The following is a 22,873-nucleotide window of genomic DNA, read 5'->3' on the forward strand; positions in this document are numbered from 1 at the left end:
ATGAACCATTTATGAATCTGTTGAAACGACTTTAGTTCATTATATCTCACAATAGTTGGATTCAAGGTGATTATTTATAATTTTCTGTATATTTATTCTACTTTCGTTACAAATTTATGGCATGATTATTGCATTGTAAAAGTGTACCCCGCGGAATTATTAATTAATACAAGGAGGTATTTAATAAAAATTTCATTTATTAGGATTTCTTCCTTTTATCGGAGTGTTAGGGGGGCGCAATCAAAAAATGAAAAAAGGATGGTGTATTTATGAATGCAAATTTAGTATTTATCAATGGTGAAGTTATTACAGCAGACAGACAAAACTCAATAGTAGAATCTGTAGCAATAAAGGATAATCGAATAATTGGGGTCGGTTCAAATTTAGAAATGAAGGAATTCATTGGGGAGAAGACTGAAGTCATTGACTTAGCAGGCAAATCCCTTCTTCCTGGATTTATTGATTCTCACACACACCTGGTTTTATATGGGGTTTTTCAGTTGAATATCAGTTGTAAAGAAAGTCATATCGACTCTGTTGCAGCTTTGCTGAATGATCTTAAGAAAAAAGCATTGGAAACTCCTAAAGGTGAATGGATAAGAGCATGGGGGTTTAATGAAACCACGATAAAGGAAAAGCGGTATCCAACGATTGCTGAGCTAGACGCAATTTCTACCGATCATCCAATCATCATTTCTCGAACATGTGGACATATCTGTATCGTAAACACAGCAGCAATGGAGAAGGCTGGATTTGACGAAAAGACACAGAATCCTCAAGGTGGAATAATTGAAAAAAATGAGAATGGGGAACTCACAGGTAAATTATTTGAAGCTGCCAATATGAAGATGAATGATGTAGCGAGCTATACAGATGATGAACTTATGAAAGCTGTTAAAATCGCGTCGGATCATTTCATTTCAGGGGGGATCACGAGTATTCATGAAGCGGCTACTTTTGATTCTAATTGCTATCGTTTGTTACAAACAGCTATAAAAACCAAAGACATCCGTGTTCGGGTATATGCAATAATTGGTACCATAAATGAATCCGATAAATTTGTAAATAAAATGATGAATGCAGGGATAGTAACCGGTACAGGGGATGAAAAATTTAGAGTCGGTCCGGCTAAAATATTTTTAGATGGAAGTAGCTCTGGTCCAACGATTGCAACTCGAGAACCCTACTCCAGCGATCCTAACAATTACGGGATTCTTTATTATAGTGAGGAAGAAATATACAAAGTTCTAGGTGAAGCACATAAAAAAGGCTATCAAATTACCGTACACGCTCAAGGTGATAAAGCCATTGAAATGTATTTAAATTGCGTAGAAAGAGCGTTAAAAGAAGCTCCAAGGAAAAATCACCGTCATCGAATCGAGCATGCAGGGGTTTCAACCCTGGATTTACAAGAAAGAATGAAACAACTTGAAGTCATCCCTATTCCAAACCCACCATTTCCATATGAATATGGCGAGATATATGCTCACAATTATGGTGAACGTGTTAATTATATGTACGCTGCTCGCGATTATATAGATAAAGGTATTGTTGCAGCGGGTAGTTCAGATGCACCGGTTACAGATTATAACCCTTTATTAGGAATTCATACTGCAGTTAATAGAAAAAGCCAATTTGGAGCCGAAATTGGCACGAATCAATCCATTAGTGTACTAGAAGCTATTAAACTTTACACATGGAATGGCGCTTATGCAAGCTTTGAAGAGGATATAAAAGGCAGCCTAGAGGTAGGAAAATTAGCTGATTTAGTTATTTTAAGCGAAAGTATTTTAAAAGCTGACCCAGACCGTATTAAGGATTTGAAAGTAGAGACAACGATTATTGATGGAGAAATTGCCTATCAAAAGGAAAATGATTTAATGATGAAAAATTAGATCTAAGCTAAAGGATTTGTTAATAAAAAGCGTTTCATTACAATTCTATGAATTTCACATAATTCTATTAACAAATCCTTTTATGATCTTGGCTCTTAATCCATAAATATTCAAACTATAAAATAGGAGGTTGGGCATAACTTGAAATATATTAAACTTTTACTCTTAATACCTTTTATAGGGGTTGTAGGTTTCTTACCATATGCAAATAAAATAGAGCCGTACGTGTTAGGAATGCCTTTTCTTTTATTCTGGATTGTATTTTGGATGGTCTTTTCCTCGATTATTTTAACCATCGTTTATAAGCTTGATCCTGATAATCAAGGGAGTGAGACAGAATGAATATATCATTATTAATTATTTTCATTTTCTTAATCCTAGCTCTTTATTTAGGGATAGCAGCAAGAAAAGGGAAAGATATGAATTTGCAGCAATTTTCAGTTGGTGGAAGAGGTTTTGGAACCTTGTTCGTATTTCTATTAATAGCTGGAGAGGTTTATACGACTTTTACGTTTCTAGGCGGAAGTGGTTGGGCGTATTCCAAAGGCGCTGCTGCATATTATGTGCCCACGTATATATTTCTAGCATATATAATATCTTATTGGATTGCACCTAAAATTTGGAGATATGGTAAAGAACATGGTATTATTTCACAACCTGACTATTTTGTATCTAAATACGATAGTCGTGCACTGGGGATTATAGTAGCTATTGTGGGAAGTTTAGCGCTTGTACCCTATATTTGTATACAAATGAAAGGGTTAGGGATCATTGTTTCAGAAGCTTCTTACGGAGCTATTTCACCAGTAGTTGCAAGTGTTATCGGTGCAATAGTTATTACAACATATGTGATATTTTCTGGTATACATGGCTCAGCTTGGACAGCTGTGATTAAAGATATTATGATTTTGGGAGTAGTTGTTTTTTTAGGCATATACATCCCTATCCACTATTTTGGCGGGATTGAGCAAATGTTTAAGTCTGTTCAGGCCGTTAAACCTGAATTGTTAACGTTAGCCAATCAGGGACTAAGTGTACCGTGGTTCATCTCTACTATCCTTTTAAATGCAATATCTTTTTATTTATTACCGACTTCTTTCACTGTGGTTTTCTCAGCAAATGGTGAAAAAGCACTTCGCAAAAATGCAATTACCCTACCTTTATACACTATATTATTACTGTTCGTTTTTTTTATTGGCTTTGCAGCTATCGTACAAATCCCTGGTTTACAAGGAGCTGATGGAGATCTTTCTCTTTTAAAATTATCTATTCAAACATTTGATCCTTGGGTCATCGGAATAGTTGGAGCAGCTGGTTTACTAACGGCTTTAGTACCAGCATCTGTTATGTTAATGTCTGCATCTGTTGGCTTAACAAAAGGTGTTTACAATGTTATTTTTCCAAAAGCTACCGAAAAACAACAATTAGTAGCCTCAAAATTATTCATCATAATCCTATCTTTGACTGCTTTAATCTTCACCGTATCTGGCGGGGCAGCACTTGCACTGTTAAACATCATGTCATACAGTCTTATCGCACAATTGGCACCTGCATTATTCCTTAGCTTTTCCTCTAAAAATATTATTAATAAATATGGCGCAATGACTGGAATTATTTCAGGAGTGCTCATTGTATTATATGCTACGATTTTCAATGTAAAAATCGCAACCTTTTTTCCAACAGTCCCACACACTATTAACGACATTAGTACAGGAGCAATAGCATTATTTATAAATATTGTAATAACAACTATAGTAAGTTTAGCTTCAAAAAATATACCGATTATAAAGGGGGGCCACCAACAAAACGCAGAAAATATTCGTTATTAAGACCTATATTAAAAAATTTAAAAAATGAAGGACGGTACATATTGAACATGACAATATGTACCGCCCTTTTGATGTACTTTATTTAACTGACATACCGGTTAAATAAAATGCCCAATTTCTCAATTTGGTTCTGGTGCAAAAACCTCAAAACTATTTTAATTAATCTCTAAAACTGGAACACACTGATACTATTACTCAAAAAAGGGTGTGATTTAATAGAAAAGCAAAATTTGTATAAGAGCCTGTATAAGTGCATGTCCCCCTGTAAGGTAATGCTTTTATACCCTGGGGGTCAGGCCTCTTTTTAGCAAAGTACAGGCCTCGACAACCGATTAATTCAAACTATTATACATGTGAAACCAAAGAACCTAATCGACATTGGCAAAAGACATATAAGTCATGAGTTCAAAATATGAAGTCAAATACATTCAGCCGGTTGATATGTTTCCACATACGACACACGGTGAAGCGATTGTTAAATTGGTTTTAAGTTAGGGACCTTTTTGGTATTTTCCCGCGAACCGTTCATAAGTTAAATAATCAATTAAATGAAAGTTTAGAGAAGATCATTATTGAAAATGGTCTTCTTTTTTATTTTTCATTAAGAGTTCTCTTAGGAAGGAATTTGCAATTTATTGTCGAAAGTCTATTTTATTACATTGGGTCCCAGTACATACCTGCAAATATTAACTGTATTATGTTTGGGAAATAGTACAGATAAAAAGCGTAATTAAAGGAGAGCTTTATTTTGACTTACTGGCATGGAAAATTAAAGAAAGAAATAAATAAATTAAGTCAAAGCTATCGGATTTTAGAATCAACCGGGGATGATAAAAGATTTTTAAATTTATGCAGAGGATATAAGTCTGATAGGAACAGAATTCAAAAAGAAATATTACACAAATACTCAGATTTATTCGCTGTTATACAAGGTATAAGAAAATTAAGTGTTCTTGGTGTTCAAAATGTAGACCTATTAGTCTATAAAAATGAAGTTGATTTTCAAAATTGTATTAAAAGATACAATGCAATTAATTCATTGATGATTAAGTACATAGATGTTTTTGATGAGATAATTTGCCTTTTAGAAAATGGCTTTCCTGACGGTGCTATGCAAAGATGGAGAACATTGCTCGAGTATTCGATAATCATTATTTTCATCCTGGAGCAAGGTGAAAAGGTAGCAGAAGCGTATTCTAAGAATTTATTAAATTCTATAGTATGCGAATTGCACCCAAGAACGAACTTTGCTTGGGCTAAAGTGGCAAACTGTTTTAAGGAAGAAAAACAGATCACTATAACAAAGATGTTAGATAACTTATATGGGATTGATACTGTAACAAAAAAATGGTTTCTGCCTATGTATAAAATTACATCTCAATCTATCCATGGTTCATCATTTGGTGTTAACTTATCTTTTAATGATCATATATCAATAGTTATTAATGATTTGGATACAAAAAACGCTAATCACTATACTGGAGGAATTCGCACAGTAATTACCCATACTATGATACTTTTAAGTCAAACCTTTAAAATATATTTTGATACATTTCCTGATAAGGGAATGAATATTAAAAATCTTTGGAACGAACTATTCAATGAATATGTAAAAGTATATAAACGTCTTTTAGAAAAGTAGAGGGGGTAAGGGTCGGAATCATGCTCTTTATTTTACTTGTATTAGTAACCTAAACCTACTCATGGTAGCTTTTTTAGTAAATCAGAAAACATTTTGTCTAATCGTTAAAAATTTTAAAGTTCAAAAAGGAGATAATTATGAGTAATTACTTTGTTTCAACCAAAGGAATAGGCTCTTGGAAAGATTTATTAGCAAATCCAGAAAAGCAGTGGAAACCTGGTAACTCTGCATACGAATTGGCACTTTGTTGGGAAGGAGCTAAAAATCTACCATCATGTGTGGATAAGGTATTTAAAGAGAGTAATATGTCTCTGTTTCATAATGTGAAGATATTATACGGATTCCCTGAGTACAAGGTTTCTTTACCCGGTGCAGGTGCAAATTCACAAAATGATCTCTATCTGTTAGGTAAAGCAGAAGGTGAATTAATGACAATCATGGTAGAAGGAAAGGTCTCCGAAACTTTCGGTGAAAAAGTGGAAGTCTGGATAGGTGAAAATCCGAGTGAGGGGAAAAGAAAAAGGCTAGAGTACTTATTGAACCAGTTGAATTTAAAAGAAGAGGATACCTTAAACAAAAGATATCAATTACTTCACCGGACAGCATCGGTAATAAATGAAGCCGAGGAAGTGAATGCAAAAAATGCTCTAATGCTCGTCCATTCTTTTAGCAAAGAAGGAAAAGGGTTTGAAGATTATGCTGAGTTTGTTGAATTATTTAAGTTGAAAGGAAAGAAGGAATCGGTTGTTGGTCCAGTGTTAGTGGGTGGAATTAATCTTTATTTTGGATGGATAACTAGTGAGACTGTTGGCACCAATTCTAAGGAGTATTTTTATAGCTTATTTAAAACAGATAAATCTAGAATACTAGCAAAAGAAATTGATGACTATATTTATAAAAAGAGTCCATATAAGACCGAAGTGGAAGACTATCATCTTCGATATAATAATGGAGTCCGAACAGATTGTATAGGTTATATCAGCAAAAAAGGCTCTTATAAATTCGCAACAATAACTGCAGCAAGGAAAGTATGCTTTGTTCTTCATCTTGGGAAAAGAATTCACACAGAAACAGCAAAAGAAATGCAAAGGGAAATCGATGAATTGCTTGGTCGAGTATATGAAAAGTTTGACCCTATAAAATTGACTCCTGGTGAAGTTTACATACGGTTAGAGTGGATAGATAAATTAGAGATGATAACTAGGTTTATTGATGAGGCATATAAATTGAGGTTGCAGAAATAGTAATAACTAATAATAATAGTTTAGCTGGGGATATCCCGGCTGCTTTTTAACAGGAGTTTTGGATTTTTCGTTTCAAATCAAGAATTCTACAAAATGGGCGGTGTTTATATGAGCGTTAATTTTCTTAATGAAAACATAGGGAAGGAGTATCTATCTTTGCTAGAAACAACTAGTAAATCTATTTATATAATGTCCCCTTTTATAAGCTTTTCAACGGCAAATCAACTCTCTACCTGGTTGGAAGAATCTTCTGGTAATATTGTTTGCAAGATTATCACTCGTTTTAATCGTGAAGAATTCATTCAGGGAGCCAATAGTTTAAAAGGAATTGAACGATTATTTGAAGCAGGAGTAGAGCTATATGCTCTTCAACACTTACATTCCAAGTTATATCTATTTGATAATAGTAGTTGCATCATGGGGTCTGCAAATTTTACCTTAAGTGGCTTTTTCAAAAACCATGAACTTGGAATTATTCTGAAAGAGGAGCCAGACTTCACTAACCAATGTGTTGATTATTTTGAAGATACACTTAAAAAAATCAAACAGTGTGGTGACTTCCGAATCACAAGAGAAGTTTTGGATAAAGAATTTAAATATGTTTCCCGATCAACTTCTGGTCTCGGTAAAATGAAAAAAGATACAAATCCAAATGAGTTTAATCAACACCGATGGGGTGCAGTGTTAGACAAAAAAGAAAACGAACGACAAAGTGATTTTCAATATAAATTCAAAGAGCATTATGACATCCTAGAAAATACTTCTATCTTATATTACAACACCACGGAAAATGTAATAAATGTAATAGGCGGTCGAATCAAATTCGAGGGCAACGGTGATAATCGCATTCCTAATACGGATATTTATTTAGAACGTAAGAAGAAAAATTATCAATTTATGAATCGAACATTCTTTCATAAAAGACCATCTAGTATTAAAGAAGGAGAAACTTTATTTATCGCCCAAGTTAGCCGAGACAAACATGGAAATGGTACTCCTATGATTGTCGGTTATGCAGTTGCTCACGCTTATCAAAACGGAAATATGATAAAAAAGAACGATCCAAGATACCACAAATGGAACGAGGATTATCCGCATTATATAGAATTTTCAAATGGAAAATTTTTAAAAACTCCAATCGTTAATGGTATATCTTTAATTGAAGTAGGAAACGAATTAAAGCACAAATTATATCCAGGTACTGAAACTGAACCAGATACCCCTTTACCTGATATTTTAAAACGCCATCACCAAAAAGCACATATTCAAATCACACAAGAGGCAACACATTACTTAAAAATACGTTTAGAAAGGTTATTCGAAGATCAAGGATACGATACTATTTAAAAATGAGGAGAATTATTAATTTATCACCATTTATTAATTCATTTAACTTTTCATTTAATCTTCATAACTTTAAGTCCAGTATCAAATTTTTACACCAATAATGAACTCTATTTTTTGCCTATAAAATAACCAAGGTGAACCGTATTCTAAGTAAACGTGGTTTATCTACAAGATCAAAATAATCCTATTCAAGATGAAAAATACTTCAACATCTTGAATAGGATTATTTTGAATAATGAATAATTTAAAAACCTTTAAGAAAAGTTATTTGAAACACTATAAAAATATTTTTCTATTATAATAACCACCTGTTATTAGAAATTTTTGCGTATTGGTTAAATAGAACTAATATTACATATTTTACCCTAAAATGATATAATCTAACCAGATTAAAATCCTATCATTATGTAATTCGGGTTAGACCCCCACTATGTTAAAGCGGTGGGGGTCTGATCCCAATGTCAACATGCTTATCAGAAAGCGGAGATTGCATTCCCCAATGATCCAATGCTTGCTAATATTCAAAAAATGTATTTTGACAAAATAAAAGAATTGTAGATTAAGGTTCAATAACCTTGATATGGAGGGTATATGGCATTTTGTTCCAACTGTGGTGCCAAATTAGAGGACGGTGCAAGGTTCTGCCCTTACTGTGGCACACAAACACAACAATCAAATTATAAATATAAACGAACAGAAGAGTATGCGGGAAAAATAATTAAATGCCCGGCTTGTGGTTCTGAGTTACTGAGTTTTACCGCTGTATGCCCAAGTTGTGGGCATGAAATTAACTCATCCAAGGTTTCTGATTCATTAAAATCGTTTATTACACAAATTGATGATTGTGATAGGCGTATTGCAAATAGTCCAGAGGTTTCTAAAAAAGGATGGTCAACATGGGGCAATGGAAAAAAGATAGGATGGGTTATACTGAATATTTATCTTGCCTGTATCCCACTAATGATTTATTTGATAAAACCACTATTGCGAATAGACAAAGCACCTGCATTAACTAATGAGGAGAAACACAAGGCAACAATCATTGAGAATTTTCCATTCCCTAATGACAGAGGTTCAATATTAGAAGCATTAATGTTCATTAAATCAAAAGTTTCCTTTTTAGTAACAAAAAAAGTAAATGCAAATAATGCATATTGGATGAGACTTTGGACGAAAAAGGCAGAGGATTTATATCAGAAAGCAGAATTGATGTTCCCTGGTGATCAGATTGCCAGTGGAGCATATAAAGATATAGTTAATAATAGTGCAAAGGTTAAGAAAAAACTGGAAATTCGTTTACTACTAACGGTTGCAATAACAGTCGCAGCTATTGTATTTATTGGAATTCGTAGTGGTTTATAATAAATACAATAACTTATAAAGTATCATTTGATTGGCCGCAAAATGAATTTACTGCACTTCTTCCAGAACCAGATATTGTTTATGGAAAGATTACGAGTGAATATACAAAACAATTTTAATTTGAATTGTATAAAGTTACGCCGGAACAATTTAATGCTTATGCGACGGCTTGCAGAAAAAATGGGTTTAGTGTAAATATAACAAAAAGTGATAGTGTTTTCTATGCTGACAATGAGGAGGGATATGATTTGAATATCTTCTATTATGAAAGCAAAAAAGAAATGCACGTATCTATTGAATCATATAATGTCAATCTGAAACACAGAAAGGATAATAGCTATGGGGTTATTTAGCAAGCTGAAGGCGGGCGGATTTATGGATGTAATTCGTTGTGACGAACCTTCGTATTTAATTTGGAAATGGCATCCACACGGTTCACAGCAAGGCGAAAATAATAGAGAAAATGCTATCAGATGGGGTTCATCTCTTCGTGTCAAAGATGGAGAAATTGCTGTCTTCATTTATAATCAAGAGAATGGAACAATGCAAGATTTCATTGAGGGACCGTATGATCAGATTCTTGAAACTGAAAACCTTCCTGTTTTGGCGAGTATTGTCGGTTTGGCTTACAAAGGAGAAACTCCATTCCAGGCAGAGGTCTATTTTATCAATCTAGCCAGGGTTATTCAGATTCCATTTGCAGTACCGTTCTTTGATTTATATGATCCAAGGTTCTTGGATTTTGGTGTGCCAACAGCAGTAAGAGGAAAGATTACTTTTAACATTGCTGACTATATAGAATTTATTAAACTACATAGATTAAGCAACTTTGATTTAAATGCTTTCCGGACACAGATAAGAGATGCTGTTGCACGTTTTGTCAAAAGTATTGTGGCAAATGCCCCTGCAGAAAAGAATATCCCGGTCGTACAGATAGAACGAGAAATTCCGAAAATCAACGAGCTTGTTGAAGCTAGTATTAGAGATCGTTTCGAGAAAGACTTTGGCGTAAACATCACAGCGGTTGATATTAATTCTATAGAAGTTGATAAGACTAGCGAAGGATTCGTTCAACTGAAGAAAGTAACGCAGGATGTTACCACTGCAATTGTACAGGCACAGACAGAAGTTAATATTAAAAATCTACAAGATATACAGAGAATTAACGCAGAGAATATGGAAGAAACCATGAAAATCCAAAGAGAAGAAGCTCAGTATGCTCAGCGTAAACAGACTCAAGGCGCAAATTTTGCAGCATATCAGTTTGAACAGCAAGCTGCAGTTGGCATTGCTGGCGCTAATGCTCTCGGACAAATGGGGGTAAACGGCGCTACAGAAATGTCTGGCGGTGGCGGTATGAATCCAGCTTCAATGATGACAGGTATGGCAATGGGTGGCGTTATTGGTCAGAATATGGCCGGTATGATGAATAATATGATGGGAGGCGTTCAACGTGCTAATCTAGGAACAACATCCCCTCCAGTCATTGTAACTGCGTACCATGTAGCAGTTAACGGACAGGCTACAGGACCTTTTGATATTGCTACTTTGACACAAATGGCTACTTCAGGAACTCTTACAAAGAGTAGTCTTGTATGGAAACAAGGAATGGCAGGCTGGGTTGCTGCAGAAACGGTTCAAGAGTTGCAGACTATATTTGGAGGAACTGTACCACCTATTCCACCAGTACCGCCAACTTTATAAGGAGTTGCAGTAATGGCGAAAATAATTTTTACTCTATGGTTAAACTTGTAGAGTTTGGTATGGGTGTAGCAATTGCAAATCTATGAATCAAACTTTAAATCAGATGGCCATTCCGAGAGCGGGAAAGTCTATGCCTATAAATACAGAAACAGTTTATTATGCTATATTGGTTGGCAAGCCAGAAGGTCCTTACTCATTAACAGAGTTTTCACAATTGATTGCAGAAAAGAAGTTTGTGAAAGAAACTAATATATGGAAACCAGGAATGCGACAATGGAATCTGGTTGAAAATGTGGATGAAGTGTTGAGACTTGTAGCACTTTCTCCCCCGCCTATTCCGCAGAATGTCAAATGAAACGCAGATAATATGCTTTATTATTAGCATGATTGCAAATGGATTTCTAAAGGGCACATCGCTTTGGATTGCGTTATGTGCCCTTTGCTTAATAATGGATATGTCCCCACGAACTGTCAGTACTGCAAAAATGCAGTTGATTCAACGATTGTTTTTGTTTGTGAAAAGGTTGTTTTTACATTCTCCAGACGTGATGCGGAATGTATTAGCGCGACAACACCCTTTTTCAATAAAAACCTTGATTCTAGTTCACTCAGGCAGTATTTATTTATGAAATTCAAATAAATAGCTCCCTATAAATTTTGCTAAATTCAGAAACCAATTTTTCTATATTGTAAATTGTACCAGACTTACCGAAATATTTAACTATCCTGTGAACTGGCACCGCCAGCAGTCTGTTTCAAATTATTAAATTTAATTATGCTTGATTTAGAAAATTCCATTTCAAGAAAAATGTACAGAAATGGTGGGGTTATCGGGAGAGATTTTTTCTAGCAAATAAGATTAATCATCGAATTTGATAACGTGGATGTACGAATAAATTAGTTTAAGGTAAACACCACTACATCAATATGTCTGCGATCAACATTCAAGCCAAGTGGAAGCTATTGCAAAATTAATATTGAAATAGATAGAAGCTCATTCTAACTTTAGTTTGGATGAGCTTTTTTAAGAGAACTAAAAGTATATATTTATTAAAGATTTTGGATGGTTAATAAAAAGGGGTACCCAAGTGAAACTTAATTCATTAGGTACCCCTTAATCTTTATTAAAACACTTTCGTAGTCCAATCTTCACAATTCCAAATATCGGTCGCAATTTCACGATAGAAATCTGGTTCGTGGGATACCATCAAGATACTTCCGCGATATGCCTTTAAAGCACGCTTCAATTCTTCTTTTGCGTCAACATCCAAGTGATTGGTAGGTTCGTCTAGAATTAATAAATTTGTTTCGGTGTTAATAATTTTACACAATCGAACTTTGGCTTTTTCGCCGCCAGAAAGGACTTCGACTTTACTTTCAATATGTTTCGTCGTTAGTCCACATTTTGCAAGAGCAGCTCGGACTTCAGCCTGATTCATACTTGGGAACTCGCTCCAAATCTCTTCAATACAAGTGTTGTAGTTAGACTGTTTAACTTCCTGCTCGAAGTAACCAATGTTTTGATACTCACCACGTTCCACTTTACCCGAAATTGGATCAATCAACCCAAGAATACTTTTTAAAAGAGTAGACTTACCAATACCGTTTGCACCCACGAATGCAATTTTTTGTCCGCGTTCCATTTTCAAATTCAGAGGGCGAGAAAGTGGTTCATTGTAACCAATAACAAGATCTTCAGCCGTGAAAATATAACGACTAGCTGCACGAGCTTCTTTGAAAATAAACTCCGGTTTCGGCTTCTCTCTCCCCAATTCAATAACTTCCATTTTGTCGAGCTTCTTTTGACGAGACATCGCCATATTACGAGTAGCAACACTTGCCTTGTTACGAGCAACGAAATCCTTCAAATCAGCAATTTCTTGTTGTTGACGCTTGTAAGCAGACTCTAGCTGTTGCTTCTTCATTTCATGAATTTTTAAGAAGTTATCATAGTCACCAACATAGCGATTCAACTCCTGGTTTTCCATGTGATAGATCAAGTTAACAACATTGTTCAAGAATGGGATATCATGTGAAATCAAGATAAATGCATTCTCATAATCCTGTAAATAGCGCTTCAACCATTCGATATGCTGTTCATCCAAATAGTTCGTAGGCTCGTCTAGTAATAGGATTTCAGGCTTTTCTAGCAAAAGCTTAGCTAGCAAAACCTTCGTACGTTGCCCACCGCTAAGATCATCTACATCTCGGTCGAGTCCAACATCGTCTAATCCCAGACCGCGAGCAACTTCCTCAACCTTTGAATTAATTTGATAGAAATCATTACTATCTAAAGTTTCTTGTAGCTCTCCAACTTCAGCAAGCAGTGCATCGATATCAGCACCTTCATCACCCATTTTTGCATAAAGTTCATTGATTTCTGATTCAGCATCAAAAAGATATTGAAAAGCAGTACTCAAAGCGTCACGCATCGTAGTGCCTTTTTGAAGTACAGCATGCTGATCTAAATAACCAACACGAACTTTTCGTGACCACTCCACTTTCCCCTCGTCGGGTTGCAACTTACCAGTAACAATATTCATGAAAGTAGACTTACCCTCACCATTTGCCCCAACAAGTCCAACGTGCTCTCCTTTTAAAAGTCGAAAAGATACATCATTAAAAATCGCACGATCACCGAAACCGTGACTTAAATTTTGTACGTTTAATACGCTCATTTTTTTAACCCCTTATCTAATGTCACATGTGGATATCTTACTAGATTTTGGCTGCTTTTTCTACTTGAAGTTATTTCTTGTGAAAAATGTAATTTGATTTTTGGACTAAATTGAAGTCTTCCCCTTCTTAATTAAATGAGATTATTGAATTATATTTACTTGGGCGTATCTCAATAGGGTAAAAGTCTATTATACAACCGAACCAGGATGTATGATATGAGGTTTTCCTATGTGGGAATAGTTCAACAAAAAATGAAAGAATTGGTTGAGTTTTAACAAATAACGAAGAAATAAAGGTAATTGAGCTGCCTTATGTAGGGGTGGAAGGTATGAAAAAAACTAGTTTAAGGTAAACACTACTACATCTATATGAATCTGCCATCAATATTCAAGCCACGTTGAATGTACAGTGTTACTTAAATTAAATGAGACAAGGTAATTATTATCTCTTACGAATTAGATATCGTTGGGGTGGCAGTATTGTAATGGATTTTAATAGTGCCACCCTCGAATACATTAATTTGGCTTATTAGACTTTGTAGAACTTGTTTTAGTACTGTTTCGTCGTCTATATCAAGATTTGCAAAGCGTTCAACTTGTCTTTTAAAGGTATGGAGTTGTTGTTCCATATCTTTTTTTTTGTCTAGTTGAGTAGCTGCCCACCAATTTACTACAACAAAGTGAAATATTCCTAAAATGCAGTTGAGGTTTTAAAGCTTGATATATTGAAAAAACCATATAGGATACTTCCTGTTGCTCTGTTAATCTATAACATGGTCTACTGCAGCAATCAGTAAACTCCATGTAGGCTAAAACTGTCCGACTATCAAAAAAACAAAGAATAATCAAAATTTCATTAAAATATATCAATAAGTATTAACTTAGTTTGTAATACTATTAAATTAGCTGGAAATTTGCACTATAACACATATTTTGAGTACTTTTACGGTTGTTCCAACTATAAAGAAGGCTGCAAGGTAACTTATCCAAGTAAATTAGCAGGAAAGTCGCTCACTTATGAATGGCGCCAAACAAAGTGATTATAGTTCTTATAATCATATATTTAGTTTGAAGGAGGTAATTTAACTTGTTCAGTTACAGACCAAAAGCAAGAAAAGCAATGGTACTGGTGGTGCTAATTGCGATGTTTGTTAATTTTGCGCCTTATGCTAGGGCTGCAGACAATGGAAATGGTACATACACCAATCCAATTATGTGGGGAGATTATCCGGACAATGACGTGATCAGGGTGGGTGACACATTTTATATGTCATCAACGAGTATGCACTTATTTCCCGGCAGTCCAATCATGAGTTCCAAAGATTTAGTGAATTGGACATATGAGAGCTATGCTGTGGACAGAATGGAAGGAGACATGTACGACCTAAAGAATGGACTGAGTGCTTATGATGAAGGACCATGGGCAACAAGCTTAAGGTATCATAACGGTAAATTCTACTTGATGTACAACATCAATGGAGATGCTGCATACGTAAGTATTGCAAATAACGCAAAAGGCCCTTGGACGATTTACAAGTTAGAAGATGAACTATACGATCCCGGACTATTTTTTGATGACAATGGAAAAGTCTATGTTGTACATGGTCAAGGTCAACTTTATCTAAGTGAGTTGGAAATTGTGAATGAAGAAACAGGTGAGCTTTCTATAATTTCTAAGAGAGAGCCTGGAGCATCACGAAATGGAAAGATGATCTACGATTATAAGGGTGGCTATTATAATGAGGGATCACATGTATATAAAATTGGAGAATACTATTACATCCTGAGTACGCCGACCTGGAATAAAGGTTCAAAGAAGGAAATAGCGATCAGAACAAAAGATTTGGCTAATGGTCCTTATGAAGTACAGGATATTATGACAAGCTTTATGAATTTTACAGGCAATGGTATACACCAGGGCGGTATTGTAGATGTTCCTCAGGGTGAAGGTAAGGAATCCGAATGGTGGGCGGTCATATTCCAGGATCGAGGTAAGCTGGGACGTGTTCCAACTTTGCAGCCCGTGCACTGGAAAGATGGATGGCCATATATGGGTGAATTGGATGGAGAAAAAGCGGTTGTTACTTTAAAGAAACCCAATATACCAGGTTTGGGTACAACGGAGCCAACGGCACCTGAAACATCAGATGATTTCAGCAGCAGTGAGTTAGGTCTGCAATGGCAGTGGAATCACAATCCTGACAATGAAAAGTGGAGTCTTACAGAAAGACCAGGAAATATAAGACTTAAGACGTCTAGTGTAACAAATGCTTTAGCCTATGCAAGAAATACACTTACGCAGAGAATCATTGGTCCGGACTGCACAGGAACTGTAAAGATGGATATAAGCCATATGGCTGACGGTGACCATGCTGGATTATCTGTCATACAAAAAGATTCAAACTTCATTGGAATCAAGAATGAAGATGGAAAGAAGAGAATCGTTGTTCAGGACTTATGGACAGAAGAGGCATCCATTGATCTTCCAGAAGGACCAACTGATATCTGGTTTAGAGCTGAAACCCCAAGATTTGAATATAGAACGGAGTTCTCATACAGCCTAGATGGAGTGAACTTTACCAGATTAGGCGGAAGATATGAGATGCGATACGGAACATACGTCGGTATGCGGTTTGGTATTTTTAATTATGCAACAAAAGCCCTGGGCGGATATATCGATGTGGATTCATTCGAACTGACAACAACTGAAAATCAAGGGAATTTATTTAGTGTAAATAAGAAGATTGATGCTGAACGTTATGATGATCAAAACTACGTTACAGATAAAAATCTTACGATAAACGCTAAAACGGAATGGACCAATGATGATGTATACGACGGATATGACCAAAGTATGGCGAATATCAAAAATGGCGACTGGCTGCGTTTTGATCAGATCGATTTTGGTAATGGGGAGGCAAAATGGTTTAACGCAAGAGTAGCAAGTGATAAAGCGAACGGTACGATTGAGGTTAAACTAGCTGATGCAGAAGGAAATCCAGCTGAAACGATAGCCATACTACAAATTCCAAATACAAGTGACTTGAATGAGTATGTAAATGCTAAAGCAGAGCTTACAAAAGAAGTTACAGGTAAGCAAAAGATATTCTTAGTATTTAACGGTGCTGATACGGAAATATGCAAGCTAAACTGGTTTATGCTTGGTTCTGGTGATTATCCAGAGATTGCAGCAGCTCCGGCTAATGTTCAAGTGGATTCACCAAACAGCTCAACGATTGATATCGCATGGGATGCTGTATCCGGAGCATTACAGTATGACATCAAGATTGACAATAAGATCATAAGCAACGCAACAAGCCCATTTTCAGAAACAGGGTTACTCGCTGGATCCACTCATACAGTACAGGTTAGATCCAAGAACTTTGCTGGTTTCAGTGAATGGAGTGAAGGTGTAACAATAACAACAGAAGTCGACCCTGAAATGATTCCTTCAAGTGGCATGACGGTAACTGCTTCAAGTGAAGAAACGCAAGCCGAAGATAATAAAGCGGCAAACGTGATAGATGGAAACATAGATACAATATGGCATACACAGTGGAGTGGTGGAAACAGGCCTCCTCACACATTGGATTTCAACTTAGGTGAAACCTATGACGTTTATAAGCTTAAATATATTCCAAGACAGTCAGGCGGAGATAACGGTATAGTAACCAAGTTCAACATCTACACGAGCATGGATGGTGTTAACTACACCTTGGTCAAGGAAAACGGAACATTTGTAAACGATTCCATGCCAAAGACAGTAACATTTAGACCTACTCAGGCTAATTACCTAAGATTCGAGATATTGGCTGGTCATAATGGCTTCGGATCCGCTGCTGAAATTAACCTTTACCAAAATGTGGATCCGTCAGAAGAATATGAAGTAGTAGTAGAAAATGGTTCAGGCAGTGGAAATTATGTTAAAGGAGCCACCGTTGCAATAACAGCCAATGAAGCCCCAGAAGGCCAAGAATTTGATAAATGGATTACGGATAACAGCAGCGTTGTATTCGAAGATGCCAGTGCACAAGCTACCACATTTGTAATGCCTGGTGAAGCTGTTAAAGTAACAGCAACTTATAAGGATGTAACAGCATCAGACGAAACTGCACCAACATGGTCAGAAGATAAAGCATTAACGACTTCAAAGATTAGCAAGAATCAACTTACACTTTCATGGACAGCAGCAGCAGATGATACAGGTGTAACAAGCTACAAAATTTACAAGAATGGAAGTGAACTAGTTACATTAGCAGGTGATATCACTAGCTATAAAGTCAAAGGCCTGTCATCTGACACGAAATATACCTTTAAAGTTGAAGCAGGCGATGTAGCAGGAAACTGGAGCATGAATGGTCCGAGTGTAGAGGTGACGGCTAAAGCTAAATCTCCGGGTGGTGGCTGGACACCATCACCAGATCCAAAACCAATACCGATCCAAAGCGCCTACACCAATACCAAAACCAGGAGATGATAATAAGAAATGAAATAACCAGAATGAATTAGTCGTTATATCGTTCGTGACTGGGTCTTGAAGTAATTTCATTGAACACAAAGGAGGTGATGCTGACTTAATGGCAATTGCACTAAAGATTAATTAAAAGCAATTGAAAAGTAATGGATTAAACCTAGGGGAGGTAAATTATGTCACTGTCAAAGATAATTAAAAACTTAGCAATTGTGGTAGCCTCTGCACAGATGATTAGCATTACAATTCCAGTATTTTCAGGAACTGCAGATGCTGCAGCTTATGATGGAATAATAGCATCAAATCAAATGAAAGTTGAGGTAGACCAGAATTTTCCTAGAGTAATAAAGTATGAGTTAAACAGCAAAGTATTAAACGGCTCAGAAGATGTATTAAACACAATAAGAATTAACGGAACAGACTATGTACCGAAAGTAACCTACACAGAAGCAGCAGATAATAAAGCTGACTATGTTCTAACCGTTGATGAGTTAAATGTAGTAATATTTCTATCCATAACAGTAAAAGAGAATACACTTGATTTTGAAGTAACAAAAGTAGAAGAAAATGGTACAACGAGAATACACACCATTGAAATTCCAAACCATAGCTTGGCATCGGTAAGAAGTACAGAAGCGGGCGCAGAATTTGCCGGTTCCAGAATGGAAAACGCTGTTTATAAAAAAGGTGATGTGTATCAACCTGTATCAGGTACTCCTACGGTAGATAGTACACCAAAAAACTATATGTACGCGTTCATTAACAATGATGAATTGGCAGCAGGTGTTTGGTCGAATGCATATGGTGATACCAATAAAGATGGAGACAATGACAACCACCGTATTGTTAAGCAGACGACAAAGAAAGATAATTACTCCCGTACAGCTTTGTGGAGTGCTTCATGGGTATATCGTGGGAATAGTATGCCAGATTCAATTACTGAGCCTTTACCGCACACCAAAGTAGTGATCACAGAAGATGCAAATGGTGATGGTCAAATGGACTGGCAGGATGCGGCTATTGCATACCGTGATATTATGAACAATCCTATAGGCAGCGACAGAATGCCCGAACTTGTTGTTCACCGTATCCCAATGAACTTTGGCAGCCAGGCAACCAACCCATTCTTAAAGACATTAGATGAAACAAAGAGAATAAATCTATCAACTGACGGGCTTGGACAGTGGGTGGAATTAAAGGGTTACCAAGCAGAAGGTCATGACTCGGCACATCCGGATTATGGCGGACATATAGGTGTACGTCAGGGTGGACAGAAGGATATGGATACGCTTGTTAGAGAAGCGCAGAAATATAATGCATTCATGGGTGTACATATTAGTGGTACAGGTGCTCACCCAGAAGCAAAAGCTTTTGATGATCAATTAGTTAATTTAAATAAACCGGGTTGGGATTGGCTTGATCAATCATATGACTTTGATGACCCGACATACCGTAGAGAAGTTTATACTGAAAACCGAATAAACCGTTTAAAGATGTTAAAGGAAGATGCACCAACACTTGATTTTATTTATGCTGATGCATGGTATGAACAGGGCTTTAATGGAAGAAGATTTGCTAGAGAAGTGAACTCTTTGGGATGGACCCTTACGACTGAGTTTCCAAATGTATTAGAAGACGAAGCCGTTTGGAATCACTGGTCAGTCGACTATGATTACGGTGGAAAGAACATAAAGGGCTATAGCAGTGATATTGCAAGATTCGTAAGAAATCACCAGAAAGATACTTGGATAGCTCGTCATCCGATCCTCGGTGGTACAGAGGCAAATGATGCTGAAGGATGGCAGGGTAGAGTAAATTATGATGAAATGATCGATGTTGTATTCAAAACAAATCTACCAACCAAATATCTGCAAAGCTTCCCAATGACGAAGTACGATGTAACCAATAATGTGGGACGAGTTGAATTTAAAGGAAATGTTGTCGCCGAAAGGACAGAAGACGGAAAAAGAGTATTCACAAAAGATGGAAAGAAACTTCTTGAAGAAGATGTAACAATACAACAAGGAACAAGTAACGGTAACGTTTATGATGATGTAAGATTCAATAACCTCCAATATTTGTTACCATGGTCGCCAAATGCCGATATGACAGAAAGCGAATTGGCTGGCGCTGAAGAAAAACTATATCACTATAATGAAGTTGGCGGATCATCTACTTGGGAACTTCCAAATAGCTGGAACAATGTATCAAAAGTTAAGTTATACACATTAACAGATACCGGTAAGAAAGATAAAAAAGTATTAAACGTAGTTGATGGCAAAATCACGATTGATGCAAAACCAAAACAAGCTTACGTTGTATACAAAGGTGATGTTTCTGTAACTGCTGAAGATATGGAGTGGGGATTTGGAATGCCTACAAAGGATCCAAGCTTCAACAGCGGAACATTAGATCACTGGAAAGTAAAGAGCGGTGCTGCAGCAGTAGAACGTAACAATCGTGGACAATATGAATTAGTAGTAAAAGAAAACAATAAAGAGACTGTATTAGAAACTAAATTATCAGGATTAAAGCCAGGAACATACTCAGCTTCAATATATGTTCAGGTTGGCAATACACCAAACCCTACAAATACTAGCGATCCAAACACTGCAGGAAATGCAAAACGTAAAACGACTATTGGTGTTAAAAATTCCGGCGGAGCAAACATAACTAACTATACTGAAAGTTCACCGCTTAAAAACTATATCTCAGCTGACTCAAAGCACAGCACAAATATGCAGAGAATGAGAGTAGTATTTGATGTAGCAGAAGGACAGGAAACTGCAAAATTATACTTGCAAGTAGCTCCAGGAACAGCGACTGTAACATTTGACGATGTACGCTGTGTACCTACAAAGAGAGTTGTTCCAAAATCTTCAGATGTAGTATTAGCTGAAGATTTTGAAAATGTTGACCAAGGTTTGACGCCATTTGTTATTGCAGATGCTGACGGAGTAAGTGATCCACGTACTCATTTATCAGAATTACACGCTCCATACACCCAAAAAGGTTGGAATGGAAAAGCAGTTGATGACGTATTAAATGGCGAATGGTCCATTAAGTCCCATAAAACTGGTAGCGGTCTCATCATGAGAACATTACCGCAGACTTTAAGATTCGATAAAGGAACAACTTACGAAGTATCATTCAAATATGAAAGTCAGTTTGATAAGAAGATTAATTTCGTTGTTGGTAACGGTACTAAGGAAGTGATGAATGTACCAATGCCACAGGCAACCGTTCCTACACAGTTCACTGTTAAATTTACAGCAAGTACGGAAGATTTCTGGATCGGAACAAGAAATACGGCCGGAAGTTCAGCAGGAGACTTTATCCTTGATGATCTGGTGGTTAAGGAAGCAAAGGATGCTACAATTGAACCGCTGCCAATTGCACCTGTTGACTTATCTGTTATTCCTGTAGATGGTATCAAAGCAAGTGCAACTGGTTATCAAGAAGGTGATAACCCTGAAAATGTTCTTGATGGAAACACAGGTTCATTGTGGCACACAGCTTGGGATGGAAGCGATACATTACCACAATCCATTACTCTTGATTTAGGTAAAGCTTACAATGCAAACAGATTAGATGTAACTCCAAGACAGGAGACTAATAGTAGAGGAGAAGCAAGTGGTAATGGCTTCATTACAAAATATGACCTATATGTTAAGTATGCAGATGCTGAAGACTTTGTAAAAGTTGTTTCAAATGGAACATGGGAAAGAACAGTTGCTACAAAACAAGTAGCCATTGATAGTTCAAAGCCAATTACTCACGTTAAGTTAACTGCATTAGAAGGTATTAATGGTTGGGCGAGTGTAGCTGAAATGAGAGTTGCTCAAGAAGCTCCATCCATAACTGGACCAGATACCGTTGAGGTCAGCACATTAGTGGGAATGCACCCGGAAATGCCTTCAACAGTAAAGGCAACATTGAGCAATAACACAGAAATGGAATTGCCAGTTCAATGGCCAGCAATTGCCCCTTCAAAATATGCTGAAGAAGGATCATTTGAAGTAGTAGGACACATTAATGGCGTTGAAGCTGCAGCTATTACAGCTACTGTAACTGTTACGGCTAGTGAAGAAGTTGATATAGTAGATGCAAAAGTGATGAATGTTTACACTACAGTAGGAACTTCACCTGTTATGCCAGAAACTGCGAAGATGATCACATCAAATGGTACAGTTATAAATGTACCTGTAACTTGGGATAAAATAGCTAAAAATAGCTATAAGAATGTTGGATCATTCAGCGTAAAGGGTAGGGTAACAGGAACTAAAATAAAAGCTCAGGCTATTGTTATAGTTACAGATTCCAAGGGCTACAATCACTGAAATTCCTGAAGTAAAAGTAAGTACAGTAATTGGTAAAACATCAATACTCCCAAGCATGCTTGAAGTAAAAAAGAGGTTTGACCGCAGGTACTTATAGATTAGCTATCACTCTTGATGATGGAAAATCATATTCTGTGCAAATTAATCTCAAATAAATAATGTAGAGGAAAGAGGACGACTTTCTCTCTTTCAATGCTAGATTATGTGAATAAAAAGAGCCAGCGATTAAACTTGCTGGCTCTTCTCATGTCATATAGTAGAGCCTATAGTGCTGATGATTAGTCCAAGCCCAACTAACATATTAGTATCTGCAAAGGAGCCTGTCTTAGGAAGTATTGTCACATTTGCAGTATTTTTCTTC

General features: G+C 36.4%; 13 protein-coding genes. 12 read left to right on the forward strand and 1 reads right to left on the reverse strand.

Annotation, left to right across the window (positions count from 1 at the left end; translation table 11 throughout):
• Positions 1-269: 269 nt before the first annotated feature.
• From QNH20_RS02885 to QNH20_RS02925, 10 genes are all read left to right on the forward strand, one after another.
• Entirely contained in the window at positions 270-1,895 is a 1,626-nt protein-coding gene (locus QNH20_RS02885; protein WP_283921429.1) for an amidohydrolase, read from the forward strand.
• Between the two features lie 141 nt (positions 1,896-2,036).
• Positions 2,037-2,237 carry a DUF3311 domain-containing protein gene (locus QNH20_RS02890; RefSeq protein WP_283921430.1) on the forward strand — a complete coding sequence of 67 codons (201 nt, stop codon included), beginning with the start codon at positions 2,037-2,039 and terminating at the stop codon, positions 2,235-2,237.
• Positions 2,234-3,724 carry a sodium:solute symporter family protein gene (locus QNH20_RS02895; RefSeq protein WP_283921431.1) on the forward strand — a complete coding sequence of 497 codons (1,491 nt, stop codon included), beginning with the start codon at positions 2,234-2,236 and terminating at the stop codon, positions 3,722-3,724. Before QNH20_RS02890 ends, QNH20_RS02895 begins: the two co-directional genes overlap by 4 nt.
• Positions 3,725-4,472: 748 nt before the next feature.
• Entirely contained in the window at positions 4,473-5,366 is an 894-nt protein-coding gene (locus QNH20_RS02900) for a DUF5677 domain-containing protein (RefSeq protein WP_283921432.1), read from the forward strand.
• Between the two features lie 137 nt (positions 5,367-5,503).
• Positions 5,504-6,610 carry a DUF6946 family protein gene (locus tag QNH20_RS02905; RefSeq protein WP_283921433.1) on the forward strand — a complete coding sequence of 369 codons (1,107 nt, stop codon included), beginning with the start codon at positions 5,504-5,506 and terminating at the stop codon, positions 6,608-6,610.
• A 156-nt stretch (positions 6,611-6,766) separates the two neighbouring features.
• Positions 6,767-7,957: a phospholipase D family protein gene (locus tag QNH20_RS02910; RefSeq protein ID WP_283921434.1), complete on the forward strand. Its 1,191-nt coding sequence runs from the start codon at positions 6,767-6,769 to the stop codon at positions 7,955-7,957.
• 591 nt (positions 7,958-8,548) lie between these two features.
• Positions 8,549-9,319 (forward strand): zinc ribbon domain-containing protein, encoded by a 771-nt coding sequence (locus QNH20_RS02915; RefSeq protein ID WP_283921435.1) that lies wholly within the window; start codon positions 8,549-8,551, stop codon positions 9,317-9,319.
• A 125-nt stretch (positions 9,320-9,444) separates the two neighbouring features.
• Complete coding sequence (locus QNH20_RS27030; protein WP_481858028.1) at positions 9,445-9,672, forward strand: DUF6591 domain-containing protein; 228 nt, start codon at positions 9,445-9,447, stop codon at positions 9,670-9,672.
• A gap of 22 nt (positions 9,673-9,694) precedes the next feature.
• Positions 9,695-11,023: an SPFH domain-containing protein gene (locus tag QNH20_RS02920; protein ID WP_283921436.1), complete on the forward strand. Its 1,329-nt coding sequence runs from the start codon at positions 9,695-9,697 to the stop codon at positions 11,021-11,023.
• Positions 11,024-11,153: 130 nt separating this feature from the next.
• A complete protein-coding gene (locus QNH20_RS02925) occupies positions 11,154-11,378 on the forward strand; it encodes a DUF4339 domain-containing protein (protein ID WP_283921437.1) in 225 nt (74 codons plus the stop codon).
• A gap of 769 nt (positions 11,379-12,147) precedes the next feature.
• Here the strand turns inward: QNH20_RS02925 and QNH20_RS02930 are convergent.
• A complete protein-coding gene (locus QNH20_RS02930; protein ID WP_283921438.1) occupies positions 12,148-13,701 on the reverse strand; it encodes an ABC-F family ATP-binding cassette domain-containing protein in 1,554 nt (517 codons plus the stop codon).
• 1,087 nt (positions 13,702-14,788) lie between these two features.
• Here QNH20_RS02930 and QNH20_RS02935 point away from each other — a divergent pair.
• Complete coding sequence (locus QNH20_RS02935) at positions 14,789-18,178, forward strand: family 43 glycosylhydrolase (RefSeq protein WP_283921439.1); 3,390 nt, start codon at positions 14,789-14,791, stop codon at positions 18,176-18,178.
• A gap of 170 nt (positions 18,179-18,348) precedes the next feature.
• Positions 18,349-22,512 carry an endo-alpha-N-acetylgalactosaminidase family protein gene (locus tag QNH20_RS02940; protein ID WP_283921440.1) on the forward strand — a complete coding sequence of 1,388 codons (4,164 nt, stop codon included), beginning with the start codon at positions 18,349-18,351 and terminating at the stop codon, positions 22,510-22,512.
• Positions 22,513-22,873: the final 361 nt, after the last annotated feature.

Source organism: Neobacillus sp. WH10 (genome assembly GCF_030123405.1).
In the GTDB taxonomy this organism is placed as follows: Bacteria; Bacillota; Bacilli; order Bacillales; family Cytobacillaceae; genus Neobacillus.